Origin of the sequence: Lactiplantibacillus sp. DA1, assembly GCF_032681335.1 — a bacterium.
Classification (GTDB): Bacteria; Bacillota; Bacilli; order Lactobacillales; family Lactobacillaceae; genus Lactiplantibacillus.
Genome location: NZ_JAWHTQ010000006.1, coordinates 113,953 through 138,946, shown reverse-complemented (window position 1 = coordinate 138,946; position 24,994 = coordinate 113,953). Strand labels below are relative to the sequence as shown.

At 43.7% G+C, this 24,994-nt stretch carries 24 protein-coding genes; 20 read left to right on the top strand and 4 right to left on the bottom strand.

Features of this window, described 5'->3' with window-relative positions; all coding sequences use genetic code 11:
* Nucleotides 1-295: 295 nt before the first annotated feature.
* Complete coding sequence (locus tag RXV91_RS10585; RefSeq protein ID WP_316439833.1) at nucleotides 296-1,147, bottom strand: polysaccharide deacetylase family protein; 852 nt, start codon at nucleotides 1,145-1,147, stop codon at nucleotides 296-298.
* A gap of 260 nt (nucleotides 1,148-1,407) precedes the next feature.
* Between RXV91_RS10585 and RXV91_RS10580 the strand changes: the two genes are divergently transcribed.
* The 4 genes from RXV91_RS10580 to RXV91_RS10565 all read left to right on the top strand — a co-directional run bounded on the left by RXV91_RS10580 (nucleotide 1,408) and on the right by RXV91_RS10565 (nucleotide 6,581).
* Complete coding sequence (locus RXV91_RS10580) at nucleotides 1,408-1,593, top strand: hypothetical protein (protein WP_316439832.1); 186 nt, start codon at nucleotides 1,408-1,410, stop codon at nucleotides 1,591-1,593.
* A 382-nt stretch (nucleotides 1,594-1,975) separates the two neighbouring features.
* Nucleotides 1,976-3,706 carry an ABC transporter ATP-binding protein gene (locus tag RXV91_RS10575; RefSeq protein ID WP_316439831.1) on the top strand — a complete coding sequence of 577 codons (1,731 nt, stop codon included), beginning with the start codon at nucleotides 1,976-1,978 and terminating at the stop codon, nucleotides 3,704-3,706.
* Complete coding sequence (locus RXV91_RS10570; protein ID WP_316439830.1) at nucleotides 3,706-5,595, top strand: ABC transporter ATP-binding protein; 1,890 nt, start codon at nucleotides 3,706-3,708, stop codon at nucleotides 5,593-5,595. Before RXV91_RS10575 ends, RXV91_RS10570 begins: the two co-directional genes overlap by 1 nt.
* A gap of 14 nt (nucleotides 5,596-5,609) precedes the next feature.
* Nucleotides 5,610-6,581, top strand: coding sequence for a hypothetical protein (locus RXV91_RS10565; RefSeq protein ID WP_316439829.1), 972 nt, complete (start codon nucleotides 5,610-5,612; stop codon nucleotides 6,579-6,581).
* Nucleotides 6,582-6,730: 149 nt separating this feature from the next.
* Here RXV91_RS10565 and RXV91_RS10560 read toward each other — a convergent pair whose 3' ends face one another.
* Complete coding sequence (locus RXV91_RS10560) at nucleotides 6,731-7,093, bottom strand: hypothetical protein (RefSeq protein WP_316439828.1); 363 nt, start codon at nucleotides 7,091-7,093, stop codon at nucleotides 6,731-6,733.
* A gap of 131 nt (nucleotides 7,094-7,224) precedes the next feature.
* Between RXV91_RS10560 and RXV91_RS10555 the strand changes: the two genes are divergently transcribed.
* The 4 genes from RXV91_RS10555 to manA all read left to right on the top strand — a co-directional run bounded on the left by RXV91_RS10555 (nucleotide 7,225) and on the right by manA (nucleotide 10,953).
* Nucleotides 7,225-8,253 carry a branched-chain amino acid aminotransferase gene (locus tag RXV91_RS10555; RefSeq protein WP_003641425.1) on the top strand — a complete coding sequence of 343 codons (1,029 nt, stop codon included), beginning with the start codon at nucleotides 7,225-7,227 and terminating at the stop codon, nucleotides 8,251-8,253.
* A 240-nt stretch (nucleotides 8,254-8,493) separates the two neighbouring features.
* Entirely contained in the window at nucleotides 8,494-8,679 is a 186-nt protein-coding gene (locus RXV91_RS10550; protein WP_316439827.1) for a hypothetical protein, read from the top strand.
* Nucleotides 8,680-8,891: 212 nt separating this feature from the next.
* Nucleotides 8,892-9,911 (top strand): serine hydrolase domain-containing protein, encoded by a 1,020-nt coding sequence (locus RXV91_RS10545; protein ID WP_316439955.1) that lies wholly within the window; start codon nucleotides 8,892-8,894, stop codon nucleotides 9,909-9,911.
* A 76-nt stretch (nucleotides 9,912-9,987) separates the two neighbouring features.
* Nucleotides 9,988-10,953: a mannose-6-phosphate isomerase, class I gene (gene manA / locus RXV91_RS10540; protein ID WP_316439826.1), complete on the top strand. Its 966-nt coding sequence runs from the start codon at nucleotides 9,988-9,990 to the stop codon at nucleotides 10,951-10,953.
* A gap of 263 nt (nucleotides 10,954-11,216) precedes the next feature.
* On the opposite strand, the gene RXV91_RS10535 is transcribed toward manA, so the two are convergent.
* Nucleotides 11,217-11,939 carry a glutamine amidotransferase gene (locus RXV91_RS10535; RefSeq protein WP_316439825.1) on the bottom strand — a complete coding sequence of 241 codons (723 nt, stop codon included), beginning with the start codon at nucleotides 11,937-11,939 and terminating at the stop codon, nucleotides 11,217-11,219.
* Between the two features lie 2 nt (nucleotides 11,940-11,941).
* On the bottom strand, nucleotides 11,942-13,288 hold the full coding sequence (locus tag RXV91_RS10530; RefSeq protein ID WP_316439824.1) for a Mur ligase family protein: 1,347 nt from the start codon (nucleotides 13,286-13,288) through the stop codon (nucleotides 11,942-11,944).
* Between the two features lie 260 nt (nucleotides 13,289-13,548).
* Between RXV91_RS10530 and RXV91_RS10525 the strand changes: the two genes are divergently transcribed.
* The 12 genes from RXV91_RS10525 (at nucleotide 13,549) to atpA (ending at nucleotide 24,982) form a co-directional block, all read left to right on the top strand.
* A complete protein-coding gene (locus RXV91_RS10525; protein ID WP_033609657.1) occupies nucleotides 13,549-14,127 on the top strand; it encodes a thymidine kinase in 579 nt (192 codons plus the stop codon).
* A 13-nt stretch (nucleotides 14,128-14,140) separates the two neighbouring features.
* Nucleotides 14,141-15,223 (top strand): peptide chain release factor 1, encoded by a 1,083-nt coding sequence (gene prfA / locus RXV91_RS10520; protein WP_021732605.1) that lies wholly within the window; start codon nucleotides 14,141-14,143, stop codon nucleotides 15,221-15,223.
* Entirely contained in the window at nucleotides 15,216-16,082 is an 867-nt protein-coding gene (prmC, locus tag RXV91_RS10515) for a peptide chain release factor N(5)-glutamine methyltransferase (RefSeq protein ID WP_316439823.1), read from the top strand. The genes prfA and prmC overlap by 8 nt, the downstream gene beginning before the upstream one ends.
* Nucleotides 16,083-16,310: 228 nt before the next feature.
* Entirely contained in the window at nucleotides 16,311-17,330 is a 1,020-nt protein-coding gene (locus RXV91_RS10510; RefSeq protein WP_316439822.1) for an L-threonylcarbamoyladenylate synthase, read from the top strand.
* A gap of 58 nt (nucleotides 17,331-17,388) precedes the next feature.
* Nucleotides 17,389-18,627, top strand: coding sequence for a serine hydroxymethyltransferase (glyA, locus tag RXV91_RS10505; RefSeq protein ID WP_316439821.1), 1,239 nt, complete (start codon nucleotides 17,389-17,391; stop codon nucleotides 18,625-18,627).
* Between the two features lie 79 nt (nucleotides 18,628-18,706).
* Nucleotides 18,707-19,336, top strand: coding sequence for a uracil phosphoribosyltransferase (gene upp / locus RXV91_RS10500; RefSeq protein ID WP_316439820.1), 630 nt, complete (start codon nucleotides 18,707-18,709; stop codon nucleotides 19,334-19,336).
* Between the two features lie 477 nt (nucleotides 19,337-19,813).
* The gene (locus RXV91_RS10495; RefSeq protein ID WP_316439819.1) at nucleotides 19,814-21,094 is read left to right on the top strand and encodes a solute carrier family 23 protein; all 1,281 of its coding nucleotides are present in this window, start codon (nucleotides 19,814-19,816) and stop codon (nucleotides 21,092-21,094) included.
* A gap of 277 nt (nucleotides 21,095-21,371) precedes the next feature.
* The gene (atpB, locus tag RXV91_RS10490; protein ID WP_021732599.1) at nucleotides 21,372-22,085 is read left to right on the top strand and encodes a F0F1 ATP synthase subunit A; all 714 of its coding nucleotides are present in this window, start codon (nucleotides 21,372-21,374) and stop codon (nucleotides 22,083-22,085) included.
* A gap of 37 nt (nucleotides 22,086-22,122) precedes the next feature.
* Complete coding sequence (gene atpE, locus RXV91_RS10485) at nucleotides 22,123-22,335, top strand: F0F1 ATP synthase subunit C (RefSeq protein ID WP_003639224.1); 213 nt, start codon at nucleotides 22,123-22,125, stop codon at nucleotides 22,333-22,335.
* A 53-nt stretch (nucleotides 22,336-22,388) separates the two neighbouring features.
* Nucleotides 22,389-22,904 carry a F0F1 ATP synthase subunit B gene (gene atpF / locus RXV91_RS10480; RefSeq protein ID WP_021732598.1) on the top strand — a complete coding sequence of 172 codons (516 nt, stop codon included), beginning with the start codon at nucleotides 22,389-22,391 and terminating at the stop codon, nucleotides 22,902-22,904.
* Nucleotides 22,894-23,439, top strand: a complete 546-nt coding sequence (atpH, locus tag RXV91_RS10475) for an ATP synthase F1 subunit delta (RefSeq protein ID WP_021732597.1) — start codon at nucleotides 22,894-22,896, stop codon at nucleotides 23,437-23,439. The genes atpF and atpH overlap by 11 nt, the downstream gene beginning before the upstream one ends.
* A 22-nt stretch (nucleotides 23,440-23,461) precedes the next feature.
* Nucleotides 23,462-24,982 carry a F0F1 ATP synthase subunit alpha gene (gene atpA / locus RXV91_RS10470; RefSeq protein WP_316439818.1) on the top strand — a complete coding sequence of 507 codons (1,521 nt, stop codon included), beginning with the start codon at nucleotides 23,462-23,464 and terminating at the stop codon, nucleotides 24,980-24,982.
* Nucleotides 24,983-24,994: the final 12 nt, after the last annotated feature.

The following is a 24,994-nucleotide window of genomic DNA, read 5'->3' as shown; positions in this document are numbered from 1 at the left end:
AGCGTCAGAATGTTGATATTCCAACATTCTGACGCTTGATTTTTTGCTATTGATGCCAGATGACGGCGCTAATATTTGGTGTTGATGAATTTAAGTTAGCCGTATTATCTGTATGTCGACCCAATATGAGCCTGTCCATTTATCGAGTAGCCTAAAATCAATTGAAAAGACGAATACCTAGTATGGGCCAAACAATGTTAATGAATTCGTATCCTAAATTAAAGACAATTATCAGATTACAACAGTTGTACAGGGTCAATTAACCAGTAACTTGAATTACTATCGGTAAAGACTGTTAGTTGGTAGTCGTTAATAGTGTCTGAAAGGCCCTTAACGACATTCCAGGTACGACCCGTTGTCGAGTGAGGTTGTATGCGTTCTGTGTGCTAGTGGCGATGCCAGGTGCCGTTGACAGTGCATATTGATAACCAGCCTGCTTATCGGCTTTAATAGTCTGATCGTTTGCACGTCCAGCCGGGTAACAAATAACTTTAGTATTTTGCTGTAAATTATGATCGAGCCATTTTTTTGAACTCGATAATTCGGTTAATTGGACCTGGTAAGTTAAGTTATTTAAGTCTAAATGGCGAACGGTATGACTTTGAAAGTCAATATTGCCGGAAGCCTGCATCTGCTTGGCATCGGCTAAAGTTAAGTGATTCTTTTTATGGGTAAAGCCGGTGATGAAATTGATGGTGGCATGTTGGTGCGTCTGTTTTAAAATAGGCCAAGCCGCTGTCATGTTGTCCTTGTAGCTATCATCGAGTGTGACCCAGACGACTTTCTTTTGTGGAAGGCGCCGATGTTTTAAAGCGTAGACGGCTTCATTAGCAGTCAATGTCCGGTACCCATGGGTTTTTAAGTACGTCATCTCTGTCCGAAATTCTTTGGCAGGGACGCGTAACTGGTTCCCACTGGAAATGCTGTGATACATCAGGATCGGCAAGTGAACCACTCTAACGGAATGCCAATGTTGATAGGGATGTGCTTGTGATTGGTGCTTAAGTGTGCCGTGTGCGTTCTTGGCATCAGTCTTAGATGACTGACTACTGGCTTGTTTAGTTGTCGGTGAAGCCGCCTGACAGCCGGCTAAGAGGCCGAGTGTTGTGATTAGACTTAATAAATAGTTGATACCCCGCATGTACATGATAATCCCCCCATAATTGAAAACTATTACCTATTTTAATGGATTAGCTTCAAAAGTGCGATAATTATTGAGACATTGTTAAAATAATTTCATTTAATGATTAAGGAAGACCGAACTTGGTTAGTAATTTCTAAAACTGGTAAAAAAGGTTAGTTAAGGTAGTCAGAAGTACTGGTTTTCGATACGCTGAACAAAATAATTAATTTTGAGGATAATATGTATGAAAAAAAGGGGTTATTGGGGTGTTATTGGTTATCATAATGATTAGTGTGGGTACGTTGTTAATTACGCCGGCGATAACGAAGCATCAGGGGAGTGAGTTAGCGATGGCGATTGATAATCTGAACCTATTAGTTAAGGTGCAGATAGCCTATGGTCGAATTAATTCGGCTGTTAGTCATACTACCGGCAAGATGGGGGGAAAGTATATACATATCGGATGCTGACTAGCGATACATAAGAGAACCAACGCTGGTTAACATTTACGGCGGACCACCGTCTAAAGCGGCGACACTACTTAAAAATCGAAACTAAAGAGTAAAACGTGAATGCCTGAAAAGCCGTGTTAACGACTAGCGTTCCCTAAAGTATTTAAGAAGTACTAGTTAAGTATGGCACGATGTTATCACATTGATAACGTGGTGCTTTTTTAATGCCATCGTGACACTGACCTTAAGAAATTCTTAAACCCTTTTAGGTGCTAAACTGCGATGGGTGCGTTACAATAGTTTGCGTGAGACTTGTAAAGATGGTTGACAAGCAGACCGTTTTTAGTTAGATTAATATACTGCATTATTAATTTAATAATGAATGAAGGGGAGCGTGTAAATGCTTAAAATAGCAAAAGGTCGGATTTCGTATCCAGCGGTGATTGGTGCGGTCTTATTTATGATCGTGCAAGTGATTGCGACCTTAAATTTGCCTAGTTTGACATCTAATATTGTGAATAATGGAGTTGCCACTGGTGACATTAGTTATATTTGGAAAATTGGTTTTGAAATGATCGGTTTTTCATTGTTATCAGTTGTGGCCGCATTTGGGAACGTCTTTTTAGCGGCGCGATCATCACAACAGTTAGGGAAAAACTTACGGTCAGATATTTATAAGAAGGTTATTAATTTTTCGAATGATGAATTCGATAAAGTTGAGACGTCTTCATTAATTACTCGGACAACGAATGACGTGGTCCAAATTCAAAACGTCGCCATGATGGCGTTGCGGATGATGATCATGGCCCCCATCATGTTAGTCGGGGCCAGTTTTTTAGCGTACACTAAGAGTCACGAATTAACTTGGATCTTCGTGGTTTCCATTCCGGTATTGCTAATTTTTATTGGTTTGATTATGGGGTTTGCAATTCCGCTTTTCCGGGCGATGCAAACTAAGACTGATCGCATTAACCTGGTTTTCCGTGAGGGCTTAACTGGTGTGCGGGTGATTCGCGCATTCCGTCAAGATAAGTTTGAACAGGATCGCTTTGAAGATGCCAACCAAGATTACACGCATAACGCAATTAAGGTTAATACGATCGTCGCTTTAGCATACCCGGTAATGACCTTGATCATGAGTGGAACTAACGTGGCCATTGTTTGGTTTGGCGGTCAGTTGATCAGTAGTCAAACGATGCAAATTGGGAATATGATTGCTTTCATGACTTATGCAATGCAAGTGCTGATGAGCTTCATGATGCTGGCCATGGTATTTGCGTTCATCCCACGGGCAGCCGCTTCTGCTTCCCGGATTCAAGAAGTTCTGAACATTGAGCCTAAAATTATTGATCCTGAAAAAGCAACAACGTTACCAGCCGCAACTGAACACAGTCTTGAATTTGATCATGTGAACTATCGGTATCAAAGTGCGGAACAATTGGCACTGGAAGATATTGATTTTAAAGCCCATTCCGGCCAGACCGTTGCTATTATTGGTGGTACTGGTTCTGGGAAGACGACCTTAGTCAATCTGATCCCACGATTTTATGATATCGAAAGTGGTGCAGTTAAATTAGATGGTACGGACGTGCGGCAGTTGAAATTAGCTGAGTTGCATCAAGCGGTTTCATTTGTACCGCAGACGGCAACCTTGTTTACGGGGACTATTCGTGAAAATATGCAGTTTGGGAACGAGCATGCAACCGATGACGAAATTTGGCACGCTTTGGAGATCGCTCGCTCAACGGACTTCGTAAAAGAAGAAGGCGGCTTGGATGCGCACGTTGAACAGGGTGGGGGTAACTTCTCTGGTGGTCAACGGCAACGGTTAGCGATTGCCCGTGCCCTGGTCAAGCATGCTTCTGCTTACGTGTTCGATGATTCCTTCTCAGCATTAGATTTTAAAACTGATGCACAATTACGGGCTGAATTACGGCAAGATAAGCAAATTCAACAGAGTGTCGTTGTGATTGTGGCACAACGGATTGCAACGGTAGCGGATGCTGATCTGATTTTGGTACTTGATAATGGTAAATTGGTCGGTAAAGGTACCCATGCTGAATTAAAAGCTAATAATGAAGTTTATCAAGAAATTATGAAGTCACAATTACGAGAGGAGGATCAGCTGTAATGAGCGAAAAGAATACGAGTTCAACTAAGCCTGCCCGTCCCGCTGGTGGTCACGGCCCTGGTGGTCATGCTGGACTGGTTGAAAAGCCTAAGAGTTTTTGGAAAACGGCGATTCGATTAATGCGCTACATGTCAGACCGCTGGGTCGGTTTGGCGGTGGTCATGATTTTTGCCATTGCTTCCGTGATCTTCCAGATTCGGACACCTAAGATTTTAGGTAAAGCAACGACTGAACTTTATAAGGGGATTATGAAGGGGACCGCGCAACAAAAAGCTGGCATCAGCCAATCTGGTTACCCGATCAACTTTGAAAAAATTGGCCAAATCATTATGATTGTTTTGATCATGTACTTGGCCTCGGCACTGTTTAATTTTATTCAACAGTACATCATGACCCGAATTTCACAACGGACGGTTTATAAGCTACGGCGTTCGTTTAAAGGTAAGATGCAAAAGGTGCCGATTTCATATTATGATACCCATTCAAATGGTGACATTATGAGTCGGGCCGTCAATGATATGGATAACATTGCCAACACCTTGCAACAAAACTTGACCCAAGCGGTCACAAGTACCGTAACGTTTATCGGGACCCTATGGATGATGCTGACAATTAGTTGGAAGTTAACGTTGATTGCATTAGTGACGATTCCATTGAGTGTGGTCGTGGTTGGTGTGATTGCACCAAAATCGCAAAAATTCTTTGGAACGCAACAAAAGAGTCTGGGATTACTGAATAACCAAGTTGAAGAAAACTATGCTGGTCATGTGGTTATTAAAAGCTTCAATAAGGAACAGGACGCCATCGATGACTTTGAAGTTCAAAATAATAACTATTATCAATCTGCATGGAAGGCTCAATTTATTTCGGGGATTATTATGCCATTAATGATGTTCCTGAATAACATTGGTTACGTGTTCGTAGCGATTATTGGTGGGATTGATGTGGCGAATGGGAATGTTTCACTTGGGAATATTCAAGCCTTCTTACAATATACACAACAGTTCTCACAACCAATTTCACAAATGGCGAACTTGTTGAACACGATTCAATCAACCGTAGCTTCTGCTGAACGGGTCTTTGAAGTGCTCGATGAAGAAGAAATGAAGCAAACTAAATCAAACTTACCAGCCGAACCAGATAGTGATAACTTAATTAGCTTGCAACACGTGCAATTTGGTTATGCAGATAATGCTTTATTAATGAAGGATTATAATCTGGATGTTAAACGCGGTCAGCAGGTGGCCATTGTTGGGCCGACTGGTGCTGGTAAGACCACGATCATTAACTTATTGGAACGCTTTTATGATATTAAAGGTGGTTCCATCAAGTTAAATGGGACCGATACACGGGACTTACATCGTGAAGACTTGCGGTCACACTTTGCAATGGTGCTGCAGGATACTTGGCTCTTTACGGGCACGATTTTTGATAACTTGAAGTATGGACGTGAGGACGCTACGGATGAAGAAATTTATGCGGCGGCTAAGGCAGCCCACGTTGATAGTTTCGTTCGTAAGTTGCCAGATGGTTATCAAACGGTTTTGAACGAAGAAGCTTCGAATATTTCACAAGGTCAACGTCAACTGTTGACGATTGCGCGGGCGTTTGTTGCTAATCCGGAAATCTTAATTCTGGACGAAGCAACGAGTTCCGTCGATACGCGGACTGAAGTTCATATCCAACACGCCATGGAACGTCTGTTGAAGAATCGGACTAGCTTTGTAGTGGCGCACCGGTTGTCTACCATTCAAGGTGCTGATAACATTATTGTGATGAACCATGGATCAGTGGTTGAGACTGGGACGCATGAACAATTAATGGCTCAAAATGGGTTCTATGCGGATCTATATAATAGTCAATTCACTGGTAATATTAGTCTCAACTAAAGGAGGGGTGTCAATTGTTCCGGAAAACAGCAATGGTTGCCGTTACCGCGGGTGCGCTAGCATTATTGTTAGCGGGTTGCGGTAAGACAACTTTATCAATGACTAAAACCACATACAAACCGAACGGGTTAGTGGCGGCCGTTAAGGGAAAATCCAATGTCAAAACGATTCATTATCAGCTTGATGGTGGACAAACGAAAACGGCGGCGGTGCATAATCATACGTTTGTTATTCAAGTTCCGACCAAGACAACCCGCCAAACGGTGAAGATTAAGGCTGGTTCGGATACCACTACGGTTCACGTGCAAGGGGCCAAGAAGTTAGTTGGCTATCAAAAGATGGCAACGACTTATAATCAGGCGTTGATTGCTTCCAAATTAAGCAAGTCTGATCAGAAAGCCGCGAAAAAGTTGCAAGCTGAGGGTGCTGCGCTTAAAAAGCAACAGGCAACGATTCAGGCTAAAGTTAAGCAAGCACAGGCACAAATCAAGGCTGGTGGTACATCAGCTATGACGGGAGCGAAAACGTTACAGGCTCAGCAAACGGCGGCAGCCCAGCTAAAAACACAAGCTGCTAGTTTGCAAACGACTCAGAAAAAAGTTGCGGCAGCAATGGCGACGGCTAAAAAGCAGGTCAAATCCCAGTTGTTACCAACGAAGACACCCCGTAATGGGATTACCAATGTGTTAACAACTAAGGATTATAAAATTCGTTTGAATGTTCAAAAAGGTGATGTGTTAGGAGCGGCAATGATCGTTCCAACCAAGGCTTTTAAGAATAAGACACGTCAGAAGAATTTTGGGACCGCCTTCGCCTTAATGACCACCACAACGGGTGCCAATGCTAAGACGGTTATGAAGCAGTTCCAAAAAGAAACCAAGGATAATAATGGTAGTACGACGACGATCGATCCAATCACTTCAAAAGGTGTACGGTTTACGATTGGGGTCTCCGCTTCTGACTTGTACATCTTTATGACTAAGTAAAGTATTGGTTCTTAGGTTTAATAAAGCATAAAACACTCGCCACAGATTAGGTTGTTAATCTATGGCGGGTGTTTTTGGTGATGAGTAAACCATGTTAATGGGGTTATTCCAGTGGTCGGAAAGTCTGGTTATTGGTGTAGGCATGTTAATTATTCAAATGACAATTCTAAGAAGTATAAGTGCTTAGCCGGCAAGTGCGCCGATGAGACCCAGACTTCATGGTAATTAGGCACTTTTTTCTCCGTATAGTCAAAGAAAAAATCGAGTAAATTACCGTTTTTAGCCACAAAGTCGTCTTGGAAGCGATTGACTAATAACTTGTTGTCAGGAAAATAAATGTCGGGATTGGCGACTTTGATTCGGTCAGGAATACCCATGCGGACAACGTTAGTGTATTCTGGTTGGGTAAATTGAATTTCAGTTGGATGATGAGCGATATAGAACATAACGTTATAAATTGAATCTGAATTACTAGCCACAACGAACCAGTCCTTTGCTAAATTTACCCCCATTATACCAAAAAATAACTTGAACGTCGGAAATGTTTTAATGCCTCTTGACAAAGTTCTAATTAACTATTAATCTTTTAATTAAATTCAAATTAATTAATTTGAAAAATTACATATGAAGGAAGTCGAAGCATATGGCAGATGTACAATTAGACTGGAACAACTTGGGGTTTGAATACCGGAATCTTCCGTACCGTTACCGTGCGTATTGGAAAGATGGTGCTTGGTACAAAAAGGAATTAACGGGGGATGCAACTTTACATATTAGTGAAGGCTCAACAGCATTGCACTATGGTCAGCAAGATTTTGAAGGTTTGAAGGCTTATCGGACTAAGGATGGCAGTGTTCAGTTGTTTCGGCCGGACCGCAACGCCGCACGGATGCAGACTAGTTGTGAACGGTTGTTAATGCCACAAGTGCCAACGGATATGTTTGTGGATGCCGTTAAACAAGTTGTTAAGGCTAATCAAGATTACGTCCCACCATATGGTACGGGCGCGACCTTATATTTACGGCCATTAATGATTGGGGTTGGCGGTAATATTGGGGTCCATCCCGCTCAAGAATATATTTTTACGGTTTTTGCAATGCCAGTTGGTAGTTACTTTAAAGGTGGGATGACGCCGACGAACTTTACAACGTCTGAATATGATCGAGCAGCTCATAAAGGAACTGGGGCTTACAAAGTTGGTGGAAACTACGCTGCTAGTTTATTCCCAGGTCAAGAAGCACATGCCAATGGGTTTTCTGACTGTGTTTATCTTGATCCGGTTGAGCATCGCAAGATTGAAGAAGTTGGGTCAGCTAACTTCTTTGGTATTACCAAGGACGGCACTTTCGTCACACCAAAATCACCATCAATTTTGCCATCTGTTACGAAGTATTCATTACTCTACTTGGCAGAACATAAATTTGGCATGAAGACGGAGCAAGGCGATGTCTATATTGATGATCTAGATCGTTTTGCTGAAGCGGGTGCTTGCGGCACTGCTGCTGTTATTTCGCCAATTGGTGGCTTGGAACATCAAGGAAAGCTACACGTGTTCTACAGTGAAACGGAAGTTGGTCCAGTCACCAAAAAATTATATGACGAATTGACTGGCATTCAATTTGGCGATCGAGAAGCACCTGAAGGTTGGGTTCAGAAAGTTGAATTAGACTAAGTACGTTATTATTAGTGCGATTAAATGGCGACTTTAGTGGCACTCGTTATGCGAGTGGGCTAAAGTCGTTTTTGTATGCGTAGTTAGATTACGCGTGGTATTGTGAATGATAAGGACACGGTTTGATAGGTGGCTTTTCTCAACTGGGGCAGCAATAGGGGATATTTTACGGTTAGTTAAAGATTGCGGTCGGTGATGTCAGCGCCGCTAAAAAGACGCTAAAATAAAGGGGTTGGCAAAATGATAAAGTGGAGTAACCAACATTGGCAAGCGATTGAATGGGTCAGTACGGGGATACTGGTGAGTTGCACTTTGCTGTATAATCATCAGTTGGTGCCGAAACAATGGCTACTTATCATTGGTGGGCTTGCGTTGATTAGTTATTGGTTGGTAACTTTGCCACGGCTGTTTGGTGGCAAGCACTGAAGTTACAACCGCAATGGTAGTGTGTTGAAGGAAGCCAGTTGTACTAGACTTGATGACATACAGGCATCGACATGCAGGGCAACTTTTAGCCATCTTCGGTGTCAATGATAATTAGCGTAATATAGCGATTACAATGAATATCAATCGGTGCGGCTGACTAGTGTTGACCATCATCTGCATTATGATCCTAATAAGAGAGAATGAATAAATTAATGGGAACTTTTAAGAAAACTGAAGCACAAATTAACGAGATGGTCCAAAAGCGAGTGATTCCGGGGGCAAGCTATGCTCTGATCGATGGTTCTGAGATACATACTGGTCAGACGGGAGTGGCTCAGGTGAAACCGACGATTAAGCCATTATGGGCGGATGCCATGTATGATTTGGCTTCGGTCACTAAGGTCGTGGGGACAACTACGGTCGCGTTACAGTTGATCCAGAATGGGTTACTTGAAATTGACCGGCCCGTGCATGATTATTTGCCCTCCTTGCAATCGACTACGATTACGAGTCGTAATTTAATGACACATACGAGTGGACTAAGTGGGTATATCCCCAATCGAAATGCACTATCAGCAGAAGCCTTACTAGCAGCGTTGCAACAGCTGCCAATCAGTAATCGTAATCGCAATCATCGCGTCGTGTATACTGACTTAGGCCTGATCATCATGGGGCAGGTGATTGAACGGATCGTGGGTGAGGCCATTCAACCGCTGATTACCGAGCGCGTTTTACGACCATTAGGACTATGGCATACGAGTTTTCAACCACGCCGCGAGCAAGTCGTACCGACGACGTATTCAGTCCAAACTGGGTTATTGCAGGGGATTGTCCATGATCCCAAGGCGCAAGTCTTAGGCGAGCATTGCGGCTCAGCCGGTTTATTTGCGAGTGTCGCTGATTTGGTTCGTTTTTCTCAACTGATGCTCGGGCAACTTGATATTCCCACTGTGCTGACACAGGCCACGATTGCGAACTTGTACCAAGATTGGACGCCCAACCGACATCTACGCCGAAGTTTTGGGTGGAATCTATGGCACCGTTCGGTTGAGACGGCTCCCGTCATTTTTCATACTGGTTATACAGGGACGTTGCTGATGCTTGATCGTCAGCGACAACAAGGATTCGTCTTTCTATCCAATCGGGTTCATCCAGTTGTCAATAACCAGACTTTCTTACCAGCTCGCCGACAATTAATTGCAGCGTGGTTGGCGGATACGGTTACAAATTAGTTGGTTCGGTTTCACAACCGCTTTCATTTATGCTAAAATTTAGATATTAAATTCAGCAATGGAGTGAGTAAACCTTATGAGTGAACCGTACTTTTTAAAACCCGTATTTCATGAAAAAATTTGGGGTGGGACTAAGTTACATGATGATTTTGACTATGATATTCCCAGTGACCATACTGGCGAATGTTGGGCTATTTCAGCTCATCCCCATGGCCCAGCGACTGTTGAAAATGGCCCGTATGCCGGCTTGACGTTGGACCAGGTGTGGGCAGAACACCGGGATGTTTTTGGCAATGCCAAGGGTGATGTGTTCCCATTATTAACGAAGATTTTGGATGCCAGTGAAGACTTATCGGTCCAGGTTCATCCTGACGACGCTTATGCGGCTGAACATGAGCATGAACTCGGTAAGACTGAATGTTGGTACGTCATTGCGGCTGAACCTGGCGCCACCATGATTTATGGGCACCATGCGCAGACCCGTGAACAACTTGCTGAATGGATCAATAATGGAGAATGGGATAAGTTATTGCGGCGTGTGCCCGTCAAACCCGGCGACTTTCTCTATGTTCCATCGGGGACGATCCATGCTGTCGGTAAAGGTATTATGGTCTTAGAGACGCAACAAAGTTCTGATACGACTTACCGGCTGTACGATTGGGATCGGGTCGATAAGACGACTGGTCAAAAGCGGGAGCTCCACTTACAACAATCAATTGATACTACTAATGTGCCTCATCATGATCCTGATCTCGACATCACGACGACGCAGGTTGGGGATGCTACGGTGACGAAGTACGTACAATCGCCATTCTTCGGCGTTTGGCAATGGCGGTTAACGGATGGTCAAGCGACCTTTAATCGGGGAACGGCACCGTATACGTTAGTCTCAGTACTAGCCGGTCAAGGAAGCATTACCGTTGATGGTCAAGATTATCCACTGAGCAAAGGCATTCACTTTATCTTGCCGTTTGATGTTAAACAATGGACGTTGAAGGGTGATTTACAAATTATCGCCTCAGAACCAGGGGCCAAGGCTTAATTAGTTAACCCCCTGATATGATAAAAAAGATTGATACTGGCTCAAGCTAGTATCAGTCTTTTTTTAGCACTTTTACTGATTAAGTCAGTTTGCTATTAAACACTATCTAAAAGTATATAAATATTTATTATAGCTTAAAGGGTTTCACTAATGACAAGGCTTACAAGTATGCTATCAAAGCTAATTTAAAGCATCTTGCTGATTGCGTAAAAAGACACCACTGACCAAGTCATCGGTCCAGTGGTGTCTTTTGTTGCCAGCTATTAAGATTTAACGACCACGTTTTTAGTGAGGTCTTCATTGAGCCGGTCGAGCACATCGAAATGACCATCAGGATACTTGCGTTGTAGGGCTAACTTCAAGATTCGTTTAGCGAGCGCTTCATTGCGGGCGAGAATTGGACCATGGAAGTAAGAGCCAAAGGTGTTTTTATAAATTACGCCTTCAGATTGATCTTTACCATTGTTGCCATTGCCTTGAAGGACTTTACCAAGCGGACGTTCGCCTTTACCAAGAAAGGTCATACCATTATGGTTTTCAAAGCCATAGTAGGTCTGATGCGTTTCAGCATTTTCAATGGTGATATTACCGATAAAGCGATTGTTATCTTGACTCAAAGTGTAATGATCTAATGCGCCGATACCAGCGATTTTCTCGCCGTGAGCGCCAATATAATAGTGACCCAGCATTTGGAAGCCGCCACAGATTGCTAATAATGGGCCGCCCGCTTCAATATAAGCAGTCAGCGCATCTTTTTTCGTCTGTAAGTCTTTGGAGACAATGGTTTGCTCATAATCTTGACCACCCCCGAAGAGGGCAAAGTCATATTTGTCGGCGTCAAACGGATCATCTAAGCTGATTAAGTCAACCGTAATATCGGCGTCGACTGCTCGTGCGTAATAACGCATGGCTAAAATGTTACCAATATCTCCATACGTATTCATTAAATCGCCGTAGAGGTGTGCGGCGTGCAAAGTGTAAGCCATGGTTAAGCCATCCCCCCATCAATAATGCCTTGGCTGGCAAGTTGTTTTCGTAATTGAAGCATTGCCGTGTAAGTTGCAACGACATAGACTTGCTTAGTTGGTAGTTTTTGAATTGCTGCCGTCATGTTAGTTAAGTCAGGAATAACCGTTAATTGATCTTCAGGTACGCCAGCAACTTTAAGCCGAAACGTAATATCGCGATAACGTTCACCGCCACTAATATAGGCGGGAATATTTAATGACGGTAATTTTTCAAAGTCGCCGTCCCAAATCCAACTAGTATCGATCCCATCTGCGTAGTTAGCGTTAAGAAGAGCGGCAAATGAGAAGGGACGATCATCCGTACTGATTGTCTGTAAAACCTGGTTAAGACCTACTGGATTCTTCACAAGGATCAACGTCACATCTTTTTCGCCAACGTGAAATGTTTCTTGGCGACCGAAGACTTGCTCGTCGTTGTCGCTGAGCGCGTGGGCGATCTTAGCTGGTGTGACATCCATAAAGCGACCAACTGCATATGCTGCCAACGCATTATAAATGTTATATTGACCACCAATATTTAGGTGCATGGCTTGCCCGTTGATTTCGAAATTAGAACTGGTGGGTGTCATTTCAGTCAGCGCATTCAGCTTGTATGTCAACTGGGGCCGTTCAAAGCCACAGTGAGGACAGTAATATTTCCCCATATTACTATAAGTCCGGCTATGATAACGTAAAATATGCTGACAGCGGGGGCACAATAAGCCATCGGTGTTGGCTGGTGCTTGTTGGTCATGATCGGCCTGGTAGTCAAACCCGTAATAAAGGATTGGATTTGGCAATTGTTGAGCATTGAACAACGGTAAGTCACCGTTGGCAATAATCGTGGCTTCCGGTGCCAAGGCAACGCCGTCTAAGATTTTTTGATAAGTCGTGTAGATTTCGCCATAGCGGTCCATCTGATCACGGAAAATATTTGTGAAAACAAAGGCTTTTGGTGTAATGTACTTGGTGACCATAATGACGTTAGCTTCATCGACTTCCAAGACTGCGAGTGGCTTTTGATGGGCTTTAGGTGCTCGTAAAAAGGTCGTGACAATTCCTTGTTTCATATTGGATCCACTTGGATTCGTCAAAATGTCAGGGTACTGTTCACGTAAAACCTTGACCGTTAAAGCGGTCGTTAACGTTTTGCCGTTGGTCCCAGTGATGACGATGACGTCGTAGTTCTTAGCGAGATGCTTTAAAATTGTTGGATCAAGCTTCAGCGCCAACTTGCCGGGGAGGGAGCTCCCACCGCCACGGAAAGTGTGTAAAAACCAGTACGCGGATTTACCTGTCCAAGTGGCTAATGTACTATTAATTGACATAAGTTATCGGTACCCCTAATTCTTGATTTACCCAGATATCATCAATAAAAGTGACAACTGGGTATTAAAATCATAATCACCGGACAAAATGTCCTACTCTCAAGTATTTTATACTGAACGTCCTTAAAAGAAAAGTGATACTCCCGCCATTTAAGTGCATATTATCAATTCGTTAATTAGTTTTAATGACAGAATGCTGAAATTCATGGTCAAATCCGCTATAATTGATTAGAAATGTGTAAAAAAGGGGAATTAGTCGCTTGGCACAGTTATTTTTTCGATATGGTGCGATGAACAGTGGTAAGACCATTGAAATTTTGAAAGTTGCCCATAATTATGAGGAACAAGATAAGTCGGTCATCATCCTAACGAGTGGCTTAGATAATCGTGATGGCGTGGGCTACGTTGCTAGCCGAATCGGCCTGAAACGGGAAGCAACACCAGTCTTCGATGATACGAATGTTTTTGATGTCGTTAGTCAGACTAATCCGGACGCGGCCTGCGTCTTAATTGACGAAGCCCAGTTTTTGAAGAAACATCATGTCTTAGAGTTGGCCAATGTTGTGGATAAATTGAAGATTCCAGTCATGACGTTTGGCTTGAAGAATGATTTTCGCAACGAATTGTTTGAAGGTAGCAAGTACTTGCTATTATATGCTGATAAGATTGAAGAAATGAAGACGATCTGCTGGTTTTGTCGTAAAAAAGCAATTATGAATTTACGGTTCCACGATGGTCAGCCAGTCTATGAAGGCGAACAAGTTCAAATCGGGGGTAATGAGGCGTACTACCCAGTTTGTCGTCATCATTATTTTTACCCGCCGAAATTAACAAAGTGAGGATTAACTGAGAATGGATAAGTTTTTTGATAAGTTACAAGCCGTTGCCGATCGGTATGAAGAACTCGGTGAATTGTTAAGTGATCCGGAAGTCATTTCGGATTCACAACGATTCATGAAGTTATCTAAAGAAATGGGTAATATTCGTGAGACCGTTGAAAAATATAATCACTATAAGGAAGTTACGAGTCAGATTGAAGAAAATGATGAGTTGCTTCGTGAAAAGCTTGACGATGAAATGAACGCGATGGTCAAAGATGATTTAAAGAATCTCAACGCGGAAAAAGATCAGTTGGAACATGAAATCACTTTACTAATGTTGCCTAAGGATCCTAACGATGATAAGAATATCATCATGGAAATTCACGGTGCAGCTGGTGGTGATGAAGCCAGCTTGTTTGCAGCTGACCTCTTCAACATGTACTCGAAGTACGCAGAGCGGCAAGGTTGGCAGGTAGAAGTCGCTGACCGTAATGAAACTGAAGTCGGTGGCTTTAAAGAAATCGTGTTAATTATTTCTGGTGATAAGGTTTATTCAAAGTTGAAGTATGAGAGTGGTGCTCACCGGGTACAACGGGTGCCAGTGACTGAATCAGCTGGCCGGGTGCACACTTCAACCGCAACGGTCGGGGTAATGCCAGAAGCGCAGGATGTTGATATTGATATTGACCAAAAGGATATTCGAACGGATGTCTTCCGGTCATCTGGTGCTGGTGGTCAGCATATCAACAAGACGTCTTCAGCGGTGCGGATGACCCACTTGCCAACTGGAATCGTGGTTTCAATGCAGGATCAGCGATCCCAACAACAAAACCGGGCTAAAGCAATGGAAATCTTGCGGGCACGAGTTTACGATTATTACCAATCACGGGAACAAAACGAATATGATGCTGAACGTAAATCGGCCGTTGGGACGGGTGATCGTTCCGAACGTATTCGGACTTACAATTTTCCACAAAACCGGGTCACGGATCACCGGATTGGGTTAACACTTAATAAACTTGACCGGGTCATGAACGGTGAACTGGACGAAGTTATTGATGCCCTCGTGCTAGCTGATCAAGCCGAAAAGATGGAGCGTTTAACTAATGATTAAGCCTGATCAGCCTACTTACTTTGAAGCCCAGCAGTGGGCTTCTTTTTGTCTAAAGACGGCCCAATTGCCCACGGACAGTGCTCGTTTTTTGTTGTTAGGCTTGAGTCGTCTGGATCAGACCCAGTTATTAATTCATTACCGTGATTCTTTACCAACGAATATCTGGCAGGCCTATCAGCAGGGAATTGACCGGGTGGTAGCTGGTGAGCCAGTTCAGTATGTACTAGGCCACGCGCCGTTTTATGGCCTGGAATTGCAAGTTGATCCGGCGGTGCTAATTCCTAGAGTCGAAACCGAAGAATTGGTAGACTGGATTTTAACCGATATTCCTGAGACGGCACCGGTGCGCCTCTTAGACGTTGGTACGGGGTCGGGGGCAATTGCCTTGGCGTTAAAACATGAACGCCCTGCGTGGGAGATTACGGCTAGCGATATTTCAACAGCGGCACTACGGGTGGCCCAAATAAACGCGGACCGCTTACAGCTAGATGTTTCGCTGGTTCACAGTGATTTACTTGACGATGCGTCTCAGCGGCCATTCGATATTATTGTGAGCAATCCGCCATACATTGCGACGAGTGAAAAAGATGTCATGGATACGAGTGTTTTAGACCATGAACCACAGACGGCGCTATTTGCTGCCCATAATGGGCTGGCGCTTTATGAACGGTTGGCCGTGACGGTTGGCGATTATTTGACACCGACTGGACGATTATACTTGGAGTTTGGTTATCATCAAGGTGCGGCTTTAAAGCGATTGTTTAAGCAGACCGTGCCGGCTGCAACGGTGGCACTGCGACAAGATATGGCTGGTCATGATCGGATGCTACGGGTCGTGATGGTACCGACTCAGCAATAATTGGATTTTGTGTTAATCATGCAGTTTGAGTGGTGCTGGGGTCTTACGTTGGTTGATTGTGACCTTAGGCGCGGGTCGTTTTGACCACGATTTATGGTGGTGACTGGCCTGCGATGCGAATAACAAAGAAGATTATTTGATGAATAAGTAATAATGGACTAATGATAATGTGTTAATAATAAAGTGAATAATAATGTATTAATAATAAAGTAGAGGTTTTAACAAATTATGAAAACGAAAGTATATACGCCGGATGAGATTCCGGGCGCTGCCGCATTATTAACGGCAGGGCAGTTAGTGGCATTCCCAACGGAAACGGTCTATGGGTTGGGGGCCGATGCAACGAATGTGAATGCTGTCAAGCAAGTATACTTGGCTAAGGGCCGCCCAAGTGACAATCCTTTAATCGTTCATGTTGCCGATGTGGAGACTGTCGAACGGTTTGCTCAACCGTTGTCAGAAGCAGCCAAGAAACTAATTAAGACGTTTTGGCCGGGACCGCTGACGATGATCTTTAAATTGAAGCCAGATGCTTTGGCGCCAGAGGTTACTGGTGGGCTAACGACCGCTGCTTTTCGTAATCCTGATAATGATGCGACCCTAGCTTTGATTCGTGCGGCCGAAACGCCGATCGTGGGACCGTCTGCTAATACCTCTGGTAAGCCGAGTCCAACAACGGCACAACACGTATTGCACGACCTGGACGGTAAAATTGCTGGTATTCTGGATGATGGTCCGACGAAGGTTGGGGTTGAATCCACGGTATTGGATCTTTCGACCGACCAACCGGCAATTCTGCGGCCCGGTGCCGTAACACCGGAAGCAATTGAGCAAGTGATTGGCATGCCGGTTCAAACTGAATTACACCATGTGGGCGCTACGGAAGTGCCTAAGGCTCCCGGAATGAAATACAAACACTATGCGCCTAACGCCCAAGTTTATATCGTTGATCGTTCAGAAGATTGGCCACAAGCATTAGCGTGGGCCGCTCAACAGGAGATCCCAATGGGTGTTATGGCAACTGATGGTATATTAACTAACAATCTGATTCCAGCTAATTGCGAACAATTCTCGCTTGGAGATGATATTCAGTCGGCTAGTCGGAAATTATTCGCTGGCTTGCGGCACTTTGATACTGAAACGGAAATTAAGGATATTTTGTGTCAAGCCTTCGAAAATAAAGGCTTAGGGCTTGCCTATATGAACCGATTAAATAAATCTGCCGGACAAACGCATTTTAGTGTATAATGATTGCAAGTCGGGAAAACCCGAAAGTTGTCACTTGTGAAATGGAGGAGATTTATTCATGAATTACCAAGAACAAGATCCAGAAGTATGGGCTGCGATTAGTAAGGAACAGGCACGGCAACAACATAATATTGAGTTGATTGCTTCTGAAAATATCGTTTCGAAGGGTGTCCGGGCGGCACAGGGGAGTGTGCTGACAAATAAATACTCTGAAGGTTATCCGGGCCACCGGTTTTATGGTGGTAACGAATATGTGGATCAAGTGGAAACCCTAGCGATTGAACGGGCTAAGAAATTATTTGGTGCAGAATACGCCAACGTACAGCCACATTCTGGCTCGCAGGCCAATGCAGCCGCCTATATGGCACTGATTCAACCTGGTGATCGCGTGATGGGAATGTCACTAGACGCGGGGGGCCATTTAACACACGGATCCAGTGTGAACTTTTCCGGCAAACTTTATGATTTTCAAGGTTATGGGCTTGATCCCGAGACCGAAGTGCTTAACTATGATGCGATTCTTGCTCAAGCTCAAGAATTTCAACCAAAGTTAATTGTCGCTGGTGCTTCTGCTTATAGTCGTCTGATTGATTTTAAGAAGTTTCGTGAGATTGCCGATCAAGTTGGTGCGTTGCTGATGGTTGACATGGCTCATATTGCCGGCTTGGTGGCAGCTGGTTTGCATCCTAACCCGGTGCCGTATGCGGATGTGGTCACAACTACCACTCACAAAACGTTACGCGGTCCCCGCGGTGGCATGATTTTAGCAAAAGAAAAGTATGGTAAGAAAATCAATTCAGCCGTTTTTCCTGGCAATCAAGGTGGTCCATTGGATCATGTGATTGCGGGTAAAGCCGTTGCTTTTGGTGAAGACCTACAGCCTGAATTTAAAGTTTATGCCCAGCAGATTATTGATAATGCTAGAGCCATGGCCAAAGTCTTTAACGATTCTGATCTGGTTCGAGTCATTTCCGGCGGGACTGATAATCATTTAATGACAATTGATGTCACTAAGTCTGGTTTGAACGGACGTCAAGTACAGGATCTGTTAGATACGGTTTATATTACGGTGAATAAAGAAGCAATTCCTAATGAGACGCTCGGTGCCTTTAAGACTTCCGGTATTCGATTAGGAACGCCGGCCATTACAACTCGTGGTTTTGATGAAGCTGATGCAGCTAAGGTGGCTGAATTGATTTTGCAAGCGTTACAAGCACCGACAGATCAAGCAAAATTAGATGATGTCAAACAGCAAGCAATGGCCTTAACGGCTAAGCACCCAATCGATGTTGATTAAGTAATTTATATCAGGTCTGGTTTTTTCTCTCTAAATTAGCTACAATAGAAAGAAATCACTAAGGAGTGTGCGTAGCAACATGGGTAAGTTTGAGGTTTTGGATCATCCGCTCATTCAACATAAATTGACAATCATTCGGGAAAAGAACTGTGGTACTAAGGTCTTCCGGGAAATGGTTAATGAAATTTCAACGTTGATGGCGTACGAAGTATCACGTGATATGCCGTTGGAAGACATTGAGATTGAAACACCGATTGCTAAGTCGACGCAGAAGACGTTGGCTGGTAAGAAAGTTGCCATTGTCCCGATCTTACGGGCGGGCTTAGGGATGGTTGACGGTTTCTTGAACATGATTCCGGCAGCTAAAGTTGGGCACGTTGGGATGTATCGGGATGAAAAGACCTTAAAACCGGTCGAATATTTCGTGAAGTTGCCAACTGATATTTCGCAACGGCAATTGTTTGTCGTTGATCCAATGTTAGCCACTGGTGGTTCAGCCATCATGGCGATGGATATGTTGAAGAAACGCGGCGCAAGTAATATTAAGTTTATGTGTTTAGTGGCGGCTCCTGAGGGTGTTAAAGCACTCCGAGAAGCGCATCCGGACATTGATATTTATACGGCAGCACTTGATGATCATTTAAATGAAGATGGCTACATCGTTCCTGGTTTGGGCGATGCGGGCGACCGGTTATTTGGTACGAAGTAAGTTGTATTGACAAAAGGTAGCACCGCCAGGCAATGTCTGGGGTGCTGCCTTTTTAATTGCGATAATTTTTAACGGTTCTTTCTATATTATAGGTAGTTATTGACGTTAACTGTCTGTGATTGGGTGCGTCCAGCTACTATTTGTGGTTAATGATGAGGGATTTCGCCAGTTAGCGGTGACTGCAATACAAGCAATTATTATCATTTTTGAAGAGAATGAGTAACAAATGTTGTGTTGTTTTTGTATTGAAGCAGGTGATTTATGAATCAGGGATGTTCAAAGATTAAGTTGACAATTAATCTTGAGACGAGTAGACTAATTGCAATTAAACAGTTCCTTTAATTTAGCTCAGAGAGGCTGAAAAGGATGAACGGACGGACGCTTTTTAAGGGAGTCGTGCGTAATTTCGGACAGCCTAGCCGCTTTGAGTGGTGGGCTGTCTTTTGTTTTGCAATCATTAGTAAAAAGGGGTGCGTTATGGCAAAAAAAGCGGCGTTTCATAATGATGAAGTCGTATTAGATATTCATGACCGACCGAAATTGGGTAGTTGGTTAGGACTGTCAGTGCAACATCTGTTCTCAATGTTCGGTTCAACTGTATTGGTCCCAATCTTAGTTGGCTTGAATCCCGGAATTGCACTGTTTAGTTCTGGTGTTGGCACGTTAATGTACATTCTAATTACACGTGGGAAGATTCCGGCGTACATGGGTTCAAGCTTTTCGTTCATCGTGGTGATGCAGTCTTTAATGAAGACGGCGGGGTATCCGGCAATTGCACAGGGGACCGTAGCGGTCGGTTGTGTTTATTTGCTGGTCAGCTTACTAGTCACGCTGATCGGATCTGATTGGATTGATAAAGCATTACCACCCATTGTTGTAGGGCCCATTGTTATGGTGATTGGGTTGTCGCTTGCTGGTACGGCGGCCAAAGATGCGACCATTAATGGGAGTAGTTATGATATTAAATACTTTGGTGTGGCCATGGCAACCATGTTATTGACGGTGATCTTCAACATGTATTTACGTGGCTTTATGAGCCTGATACCGATCTTGTTGGGAATCGTCTGTGGCTATATCATTGCTGTGTTAGCAGGAATTGTTGACTTTACAGGAGTCGAAAAGGCTCAGTGGTTTGCAATGCCCGCCTTTCAATTGCCGTTTATTAGCTACCATCCTGGAATTTACTGGGGTGCCATCTTAAGTATGGCACCGATTGCTTTTGTGACAATGTCGGAGCATATGGGGCACATTATGGTCCTAAATAAGCTGACAAAGCGGAATTTCTTCAAAGATCCTGGCTTGAGCCACACGTTAGCTGGTGATGGGACGGCGTCAATTATTGCTGGATTTGTTGGTGGCCCCCCTGTAACGTCTTACGGTGAAAACATTGGCGTGCTGGCTATCACGCGGGTCCATAGTATTTATGTTCTCGGTGGCGCGGCCTTCTTTGCGATTGTTTTCAGCTTTGTTGGTAAACTATCGGCGTTGATTGAAAGTATTCCGTCTCCAGTTATTGGTGGGGTTAGTTTTCTATTATTCGGGGTGATTGCTTCTAGTGGGATGCGCATCTTGATTGATAATAAAGTTGATTTTAACCAAAAGCGCAATTTAATGATTGCATCAGCCATTCTAGTCATTGGAATTGGGAATGCTTACTTACAAATGGGAAGTTTTCAATTTAGTGGTCTAGCAGTTGCGACGGTATTAGGAATTGCGATGAACCTTGTACTGCCAAAGACGGCGGTTAATGAGAAGTAGCCGATAATACGTCGGTACCAAGATGAAAATAAAGTCGAGATGATGAAAATCCAATGATTTGAAAGCTTAATGAAAGCTTGGTATCGTTGGATTTTTATTGATTGATGAAAAATTGAAATTATTTTGAATTTTTTCGACGGTGGTGGTATTATTACCTTTGTATTTTGATTAGGGGTGACCCCAATCTACCATTTCAGGTTACGATAAAATTGACGTTGACTAGCTCAAAGGTTAAGGTTATCGTAGCACCGAAATTAAAGGAAAGAGGTGATATTCAGTGGGTGATCCAGTTCCTACAGTCAAATTCCTTGGACTGACGTTTAATATCGCGAATGACATTTCAGTAATCGTGACTTGTCTGATTGTGTTCTTGTTTGTTTTTTTACTTTCGCGACATCTAACTATGAAGCCCAAGGGTGGACAAAATGTGCTGGAGTGGCTCATCGAGTTCACGAATGGCATTGTCAAAGGTTCGATTAAGGGGAATGAAGCGGCTAACTTCGGTTTGTACGCATTTACGTTATTCCTCTTCGTCTTCATTGCTAACCAACTTGGATTGTTCATTCATGTTCAGGTCGGGCAGTACACGTATCTGAAGAGTCCAACCGCCGATCCGATTGTGACTTTGACGTTATCGTTTATGACCGTGGCACTTGCGCATGCCGCTGGTGTTCGTAAGAAAGGTATGGGCGGTTATTTGAAAGAATATACGCAGCCTTTCGCGGTATTCTCGGTTATTAACATCTTTGAACAATTTACCGATTTCCTAACTTTAGGGCTTCGGCTGTTCGGGAACATCTTTGCTGGTGAAATGTTACTAACGAAGGTTGCTGATTTGGCAAAGAGCAACGGTTGGTTGAGCTATGTTTACTCATTTCCAATTGAACTCTTATGGCAAGGTTTCTCAGTGTTTATCGGGAGCATTCAAGCGTTCGTGTTCGTAACCTTGACTTCAGTTTATATTTCTCAGAAGGTTAACGACGAGGAATAATTTCTAGTTTTTTAATTTTAAGGAGGATACACAGATTATGGGAGCAATTGCTGCAGGTATTGCTATGTTTGGTGCCGCTTTAGGTGCTGGTATTGGTAACGGTTTGGTTATTTCTAAGATGCTTGAAGGGATGGCCCGTCAACCAGAATTATCTGGTCAATTACGGACTAACATGTTCATCGGTGTTGGGTTGATTGAATCAATGCCTATCATTTCCTTCGTTGTTGCTTTGATGGTTATGAACAAGTAATCATTGGTCAACGAGTTCATTTTAATGAAAATGAAAGAAGGAGGTGTCATTAGATGCTCTCGCATTTAATTATCGGTGCATCCGGTCTCTACCTTGGTGATATGTTGTTTATTGGGATTAGTTTCATCGTCTTGATGGCGTTGATCTCAGCGGTTGCTTGGAAGCCCATCACGAAAATGATGGCTGATCGGGCAGACAAAATTGCAAATGATATTGATTCAGCTCAAAAATCGCGGCAAGAAGCTAGCGATTTAGCGGATCAACGTCGTGACGCATTGTCACACTCACACGCTGAAGCCAGTGAAATCGTGGCGGATGCTAAGAAGAGTGGCGAGAAGCAACGGTCAACCATCGTTGCCGATGCGCAAAACGAAGCAACGCAGTATAAACAAAACGCACGTAAGGATATTGAACAGGAGCGTCAAGATGCCTTGAAGAACGTCCAATCAGACGTCGCTGACATTTCGGTTGCCATTGCTACGAAGATTATTAAGAAGCAATTGGATCCGGAAGGCCAACAGGCATTAATTAATTCGTATATTGAAGGGTTGGGAAAGCATGAGTCTTGATAATCTTACAATTGCAAGTCGTTATTCAAAGGCACTCTTTGAACTTGCAGTTGAAAAAGATCAGACCGAAGCATTCCTGGCCGAATTAAAGCAATTACGGCAAGTCTTTGTCGACAACCCGCAATTGGCAGAGGTCCTCTCAGGATCATTGCTTCCGGTTGATCAAAAACAGACAACGTTGTCAACTTTGACTGACCACGCTTCAGAATACATTAAAAACTTTATTCAAATGTTGTATGATTACGGCCGCATGTCGAACTTAGTCGACATTGTTGACGCGTTTGAGGCACGTTTCGATGAGAGTCGCAAAATAGTGCATGCCGAAGTAACGTCTGCGGTCAAGTTGTCAGATGAGCAAGCTGATGCTATCGCAAAGGCATTCGCCAAACGCGTTGGTGCCAATCAGGTTGTTTTATCACGTAAAGTCGATGAAGCAATTATTGGCGGTGTAATTGTGAAGTCAAATAATCAAACGTTTGATGGTAGCGTTGCGTTACAACTAACGAATTTAAGACGAGCACTCATCAACAATTAGTTTACGAAGAGGTGAAACTTTTATGAGCATTAAATCTGAAGAAATCAGTGCTCTAATCAAACAACAATTAGAAAGTTATCAAACTGAGCTCTCAGTTGCTGAAACCGGTACTGTCACCTATGTTGGTGATGGGATCGCCCGTGCTCACGGACTCGACAATGCCTTACAAGGTGAATTGCTCGAATTCAGTAACGGAGTTTACGGGATGGTACAAAACCTCGAAAGCAACGATGTTGGTATCGTTGTTTTAGGGGATTTTGATGGTATTCGTGAAGGCGATACTGTTAAGCGGACTGGCCGCATCATGGAAGTTCCAGTTGGGGACGCCATGATTGGCCGGGTTGTTAACCCATTAGGTCAACCAGTTGACGGTTTAGGTGAGATTAAGACCACGAATACGCGGCCAATCGAACATAAAGCGCCAGGCATTATGCAACGGCAATCAGTTAGTGAACCACTTCAAACTGGGATTAAGGCTATTGATGCCTTAGTACCAATTGGTCGGGGTCAACGTGAATTGATTATCGGTGACCGTAAGACTGGTAAAACGTCCGTAGCGATTGATGCCATTTTGAACCAAAAGGACCAAGACATGATTTGTGTCTACGTCGCAATTGGTCAAAAGGATTCAACGGTACGGGCCCAAGTTGAAACGTTGAAGAAGCTAGGTGCAATGGACTACACGATCGTTGTAACTGCCGGACCTGCTGAACCAGCGCCATTACTGTACTTAGCTCCTTATGCTGGGGCAGCGATGGGTGAAGAATTTATGATGAACGGCAAGCACGTTTTGATTGTCTATGATGATCTTTCAAAGCAAGCGACGGCTTACCGTGAACTCTCCTTGATCCTCCGTCGTCCTCCAGGTCGTGAAGCTTATCCTGGGGATGTCTTCTACTTGCACTCACGGTTACTCGAACGGGCTGCCAAGTTGAGCGATGAATTGGGTGGCGGTTCAATGACGGCCTTACCAATTATCGAAACGCAAGCTGGGGATATTTCAGCTTACATTCCAACTAACGTTATTTCAATCACCGATGGTCAAATCTTCTTGGATAGCGATTCATTCTATTCAGGTGTGCGGCCAGCGATTGATGCCGGGGCTTCGGTTTCTCGGGTTGGTGGGGATGCCCAAATTAAAGCGATGAAGTCTGTTGCCGGGACATTACGTCTGGACTTGGCTTCTTATCGTGAATTGGAATCATTCTCACAATTCGGTTCTGACTTGGATGCGGCAACGCAAGCGAAGCTAAACCGTGGGCAACGAATCGTTGAAGTCTTAAAACAACCAGTTCATTCACCATTGAAGGTTGAAGAACAAGTTATGATTTTATATGCTTTGACCAACGGCTATTTAGATAAAGTGGCAGTTAGTGATATTGCCCGTTATCAAAATGAATTGTTTGAATTTATTCGCGCTAGTCACCAAGATTTGTTTGATACGATTTTGGCAACCAAGAAGTTACCAGAAGCTGACCAAATGAACAGTGCCTTAGATGCGTTTGCAGAACAATTCCAGCCAACCGCTGCCGCTGCAAAGTAGTTATGGCTGAAA